This window comes from Bacteroides sp. AM37-9 (assembly GCF_003603455.1).
Classification (GTDB): domain Bacteria; phylum Bacteroidota; class Bacteroidia; order Bacteroidales; family Bacteroidaceae; genus Bacteroides; species Bacteroides xylanisolvens.
Window position 1 is genome coordinate 1 of sequence record NZ_QTNF01000069.1, and the last position, 5436, is coordinate 5436.

At 39.4% G+C, this 5436-nt stretch carries 6 protein-coding genes; 2 read left to right on the plus strand and 4 right to left on the minus strand.

Annotated features, from left to right (window positions below; genetic code table 11):
* The first annotated feature begins 516 nt into the window (after window positions 1–516).
* Window positions 517–1767 carry an NBU/pMV158-type mobilization protein gene (locus DW862_RS25290; RefSeq protein ID WP_005799237.1) on the plus strand — a complete coding sequence of 417 codons (1251 nt, stop codon included), beginning with the start codon at window positions 517–519 and terminating at the stop codon, window positions 1765–1767.
* 69 nt (window positions 1768–1836) lie between these two features.
* On the opposite strand, the gene DW862_RS26095 is transcribed toward DW862_RS25290, so the two are convergent.
* Window positions 1837–2607 (minus strand): hypothetical protein, encoded by a 771-nt coding sequence (locus DW862_RS26095; protein WP_005799241.1) that lies wholly within the window; start codon window positions 2605–2607, stop codon window positions 1837–1839.
* Window positions 2608–2698: 91 nt separating this feature from the next.
* On the opposite strand from DW862_RS26095, the gene DW862_RS25300 reads away from it, so the two are divergent.
* Window positions 2699–3160 (plus strand): hypothetical protein, encoded by a 462-nt coding sequence (locus DW862_RS25300; RefSeq protein ID WP_005812785.1) that lies wholly within the window; start codon window positions 2699–2701, stop codon window positions 3158–3160.
* Between the two features lie 3 nt (window positions 3161–3163).
* Here DW862_RS25300 and DW862_RS25305 read toward each other — a convergent pair whose 3' ends face one another.
* The 3 genes from DW862_RS25305 to DW862_RS25320 all read right to left on the minus strand — a co-directional run.
* Window positions 3164–4066 carry a protein rep gene (locus DW862_RS25305; protein ID WP_225538865.1) on the minus strand — a complete coding sequence of 301 codons (903 nt, stop codon included), beginning with the start codon at window positions 4064–4066 and terminating at the stop codon, window positions 3164–3166.
* Window positions 4067–4707: 641 nt separating this feature from the next.
* Window positions 4708–5106, minus strand: coding sequence for a hypothetical protein (locus DW862_RS25315; RefSeq protein ID WP_005799260.1), 399 nt, complete (start codon window positions 5104–5106; stop codon window positions 4708–4710).
* A 36-nt stretch (window positions 5107–5142) separates the two neighbouring features.
* On the minus strand, window positions 5143–5436 hold a 294-nt coding region (locus DW862_RS25320; protein ID WP_133304346.1), incomplete at its 5' end, for a type II toxin-antitoxin system PemK/MazF family toxin.

Below are 5436 nucleotides of genomic sequence, written 5' to 3' on the forward strand. Positions count from 1 at the left end.
GTCCAAAGAAATGCTCACAGCCGATTTCAAGGACAAACGCAACTGTTTCAATACTTCGGAAGGAAGTATTATCCCCTTGCTGTTTCCAATCTGAATAATATTCGTTACCATAATGTTATAACTTTATAATTGATTATCACGATACAAATATATGTAAAGTTATAACAATAACAAAAGGAAAAACAACTTTTTTCCATTTTCACCGAGAACCCTGTCAATGGCTGCACTCGTCGGGAGTGTTGGTGCACCCCCTTGCCGTGCAGCGCTCCCCGACCGATGATTTTTTATTGTGCCTTGTGTCCTTTTCCCTTTTGTCCGGCTTCTGTTCCCAAGCACATCCGGAACACATGGCAGAGCGCTTGCAAATCCCGTCCGGAAGGCTTACCTTTGCAAAAGGTTATAGCACACTATAACCCCTAAAGGGGTTGTGTGCGAGGGGTGTCCCCTCGACCCCGTGCGATGTGACGTTTCACGCCACATCTTCTAAACAGACATACACACCTAAAACCTAAAGATATGGCAAAGACATGTATCAGAGTGGAAGCCTGCAATATAGGCAGCTCGGAACGTCACAACTTAAGAAGCAAGGAGCTCGACTACATCCGTCCGGAACTCACACACCGCAACGAACAGTGGGTAGAATGTTCCATTGCCGAAGTACATCGGGACATAACGGAAAAATACAAGGAAGCCACCGGACAAGGATTACAGAAGAAAGCTACCCCAATCCGGGAAGGGGTAATAGTAATCAGCGAGGAAACCACAATCCAGCAGCTTCAAGACTTGGCCGAAAAACTGGAAGAACGCTTTGGAGTGCACGCCTTCCAAATCTACACCCATAAGGATGAAGGCGCAAACGTATGGGACGGAAAGGAAGAAGCATGGAAACCGAACTATCATGCGCACATGATCTTTGACTGGACGGACGGCCATACAGGAAAAACTGTAAAGCTGAACAGACACGACATGGCGGAGATGCAGACTATAACAGCAGAGTGTCTCAACATGGAACGTGGAGTTTCTTCAGACAAGAAACACTTGTCGGCCATGCAATACAAAAACAAAATGGAAACAGAGAAAGCTGAACAACTTCAAAAAGACATCGAGCAACTAAACAGGGCATACACTGCCGGAACCGAGAAAATCACCACAGTCCAAAAGGAACTTAGTACGGCACAAAAAGAGCTAAACAGCATGAAAACCGACATACACATCAACGAAGCCAAAGAAGCTGCCGCAAAAGCCGGAAAAACCGTATTTAATGCCGTTACAAGCGTCTTTAATGTAGGGGAAGTAAAACGACAAGCCAAAGAAATTGAAACCCTCAAAAAAGAAAATTATAACCTCTCATTCAAGAATCAAAATTTAGAAGGACAATTAAGAACCAACAACATCGAGATGCGAAGGGTACAGGAAACAACCGACAGACAGATAAAGGCAGAAGCATCCAAACTAAAACCCATAACCAACCTTTTTCCGGAAATGGAAAATGCACAGGAAAATATAGAGGAACTCCAAACTATGGGAATACAAAATAAAGATATCCGACAACTTCTTATTGGAAAGGAAATATACTACACTGGAAACCTTTACGATAAAGACAAGAGAAAATCATACCAAGTTAAAAACGTGAAAATAGATATCTCCAAAAGTCAGAATGGTATTACTACAATTTGGCTAAATAACATCCACTTTAAAAACTTTCTTAAAGAACTTTGGAATACACTACAAAAGACTTTAGATAACGGTAACTGGCTACACCGATAGAAAGACACTAATTTGAATTGCACTTCTCTTTTTTGAGAAGTGCAATTCAAATTAAATCCCGTTCATTTTTTAACGACTAAAGGTGCAATTAGCTATAAAACCAAAAGAAGGAGTAGTACCTTTTCCTTTAAACTCCCATTTAAAACCTTGACCAGGTACATTTGCATCCCAATACGAAGTCCAAGTGAAAGTGTTACTCCATAACGGTCCAGTTCCACTAAAAGCAACACTTTCAGGTGTCGTTATATTATCATCCGGACTTGGTTTAGCATTAGGATTTAATACTTCAAAGAAATAATAATTATTCTGTATTGAAGCATTCAAATCAACTTGCATCTTTAAAGTACGACTGGAATCGTAAAAAACTCCGGTAGTGCTTTGAGAACCTCCATTAATACTCAAAGAAGGGAGAACAGCCCTCGTTTCCGTTACAACATCCCTAAATACTGAAAAATCAAAATTAGCATCCTCCTTCACCTTTTTAACCAAAGTCTTTCCATTTACAGAAAAAACAACATAAGCGGTATTAGGATTTGAAATAGCACTTGCCACTTGAGCATTTAAAACCTGCAGGTTATTCTTATATTTCTCAATACTCAAAGGACTAACTTTTTCTAAATCCTGCCAATCCGAACCTGTTACATAAGACAACGCCCTCGTTTTCTTATTCTCATTGAAATAGTATTCATTTGTAATCTCATTTACATCAACAAAACGAGATAAGACCTCCATATCAGATACAGAATCACTAACCACAGGTTCTATTACTTCATTATCATTACACGAACAAACACCCAAAACAGTCAGTAGACTGATGAACATAAACATTACTTTTTTCATAAATCCTCCTTTTTTAAAGTTAATAAATAAAGGTTTCGCCCAAAAATATAAAATTTCTCCTATTTTTGCATTGAATATTAAATATTTAACTATGAATAGAATAATACATATCTCTTTACTTATTTCAACAGTATCACTTTTTCTTATTTCAAACACCGGATGTGTTGAAAAACAAGGATACTACAACCATGGAGAAGAAAGCATAATCTCATTAATTTGTGATATTACATGGGCTGGTAAAAAAACAACAGACGAAAACGGCAGTGTCTGGCAAGGTACATACAAATTCAATAAAAACGGAACATATACCCGTACAAATATAGAAATCGACAAACAAGGAAATAAAAAAGAAGCCAATATCTACGGACAATGGTCATTCGGTGATCCAAGTTTCAGTACCATTTATTTTGGTGGAGAACATTACTGGGACATAGACGAGCTAACTAAAAACAAATTTTCCTTCTATGACAGAAGTGGAAAATTTGGCGATCCTTTCATGAATAGAGAATACATAGAACTCACACCATACCAAGAAAACAATACAACAAACTAACAACTACCCACTATTAGGAAAAATATCCTCATCTAAATAAATATCCTGCAAAAGTTCATCCTTCCGGGTGACCTTATAACAACACAATGCCTCCCCAGTTTCCATATTATACCAATCAGCCACCTTATCTTTCACAGACATATACCAAGTATAACAACCATCTTCAACATTCAATCCCTCAATATTAAGAACCAAATCCTCATCTCTAAAATCATTCAACGCTTCATCTCCGATCATGGTGCGGAACTGTCCGAAACTACTCATGCGCTGCATCCCATGCATGGCAGTATAAATCATATCCAAAGCCTTATAATTTATCTGAATCTTTTTTTTACCGTCACGACCTTTCGATTTTGAGACAGAAGCCTTTGAAGCATACTTAAAAACCTCTATCGCTGCATTTTCAAAATCCTCTATCTTCTTATATTTCTGAAAACGGGCATCAGCAACCGTACTACCATGCAATTTCTTCCATTGGGCTACTACATATTTTGCAGCTTCCAATGAATCAACAATAATATGAAAATGATAATGGAACGAAAACAAATCCTTTTTTACTACATGATAGGTACACTCCTTCTTAATCACCCCCGAAATACCAAGTGAACGAAACTTGTGTTTCGTCCTTATACCATCAGCCCACATCCGGTTACATCTACGCATGAAATCTCGCAATACCCTTGCATCATCGGTTACACAATTTTGCAAGGTAAGCGTCACAAAATAAAACTCTCTGCCTTCCGAAGCCAAATACTTCATAACCGGAAGGAACTTCTTTACATTTTGTGCCGTTTGAATACGCTGACAGATAGGACAAAAAGCCCGATGACAATAATGGGAATGCGCCTTACCTCCCTGCACAGTATAAACATTTGAACACACATGGGCATCCATATATGCTTTCATCAGCTTACTATCCGGATTCTTTTCCGAAAGTTTTCGAGTAAAATTATGGGATATGATTTTTACTTTAGCCTTTTTTTTAAGACTATCAGAACCGTTTTTTAACGGACTTTCTTTGCAGTTGGTTATATTTGTTCTATCTTTGCACATATGAAATTTTGATGTGGCTTTCGTTTGGTATCCGCCCCGCCAAGAACGAACACAAACGATTGCTAATTCTTAAAATACAAAGCCCGTTGGTTACTGCCTTCGGGCTTTCGTTTTTTCTCAGCCCAAAAGTAGGTAATTCATTCCAAACCGCCAAACATCATTCAAAAAACCTACATATAACAAGTCAAAAAGCATTTACCACGAAACTTTCTAGTTTATCTAGTATGGGGGCTCGCCCCCATTCCCCCGGCTGCGCAATTCTGACACAAATACACTACTAAATCCACAACAGACAAAGATACTTCCGGAAAAAAAACTATCTTTGCCGTACACAAAGACAACCCTTGCCGAGCGATACGGGAGAGTTGCAAAAAAAACACCGGAGTGAATTGACGGATATCCGACATCTCCGGTGGTATTTTTTTTCTTATCCCCCTCCCGTCCCCCAAAGGGGGAGCACACAAAGACAAGCCCTGCCTTCACTCAATGGAGTGTTAAATAGTTGCATATGGGTCAAGTTCCTTAATCCGCTTACACAAAAAATCAAAGCGTTTCTTTGTAAGTGGTGTAAGCGTATCGAGATTATCTCCATCGAAATTCTCCCCAAAAATAAGGTCGTTCATTCCTATGCCGTGATTGTAGTTCTCACGCACACAGTTGCGCAGCGTCCAAAGGTTACGCAGGTTTACCCAGTCTGCTGTGCGGCTCTTTACCCTGCGGAACAAGATAACGGCAGTCCGCAAATAGTGCCCCACATGGTCGTAATCGTGCAAGACACGTTTGCCCAAATAGTAAATATCCAAATCTTGTTTTTCTCTGTCCTCGACTACTTGACAGAGGAAGAATGGAATATCCTTCAGGTTATCCCATTCGATGTAGTCAGTTGGTTTCATAATGTCTTATTTGCATTTTTCTTTCCGTACTTTCCATTATTCACAGAACATTTGCTGAAATACTTCACGTAACCTTTTTATCTCACTGAAATTCAAATCTCCAATCTTTCTTTTCAGCCGGCTTTTATCCACCGTGCGAATTTGATCAGTGGCTATCTCTCCTTCACGCCCGGCTACAGAACACAGAACCCGGTAAGGATAATTTCTTATCGTTGAGGTTATCGGAACAATGACTACTGTTGTAAGGTACATATTCAAATCTGAAGGAGTGACAACTACACATGGCCGTGTCTTTGCCATTTCACCCCCACGGGTAGGGTCTAACTCTAC

Coding starts and splice junctions, on each gene's coding strand:
- DW862_RS26095 (WP_005799241.1), bottom strand. CDS start 2,607: ATGAAAAAAGTAATGTTTATGTTCATCAGTCTACTGACTGTTTTGGGT.
- DW862_RS25290 (WP_005799237.1), top strand. CDS start 517: ATGGCAAAGACATGTATCAGAGTGGAAGCCTGCAATATAGGCAGCTCG.
- DW862_RS25315 (WP_005799260.1), bottom strand. CDS start 5,106: ATGAAACCAACTGACTACATCGAATGGGATAACCTGAAGGATATTCCA.
- DW862_RS25305 (WP_225538865.1), bottom strand. CDS start 4,066: ATGAAAGCATATATGGATGCCCATGTGTGTTCAAATGTTTATACTGTG.
- DW862_RS25300 (WP_005812785.1), top strand. CDS start 2,699: ATGAATAGAATAATACATATCTCTTTACTTATTTCAACAGTATCACTT.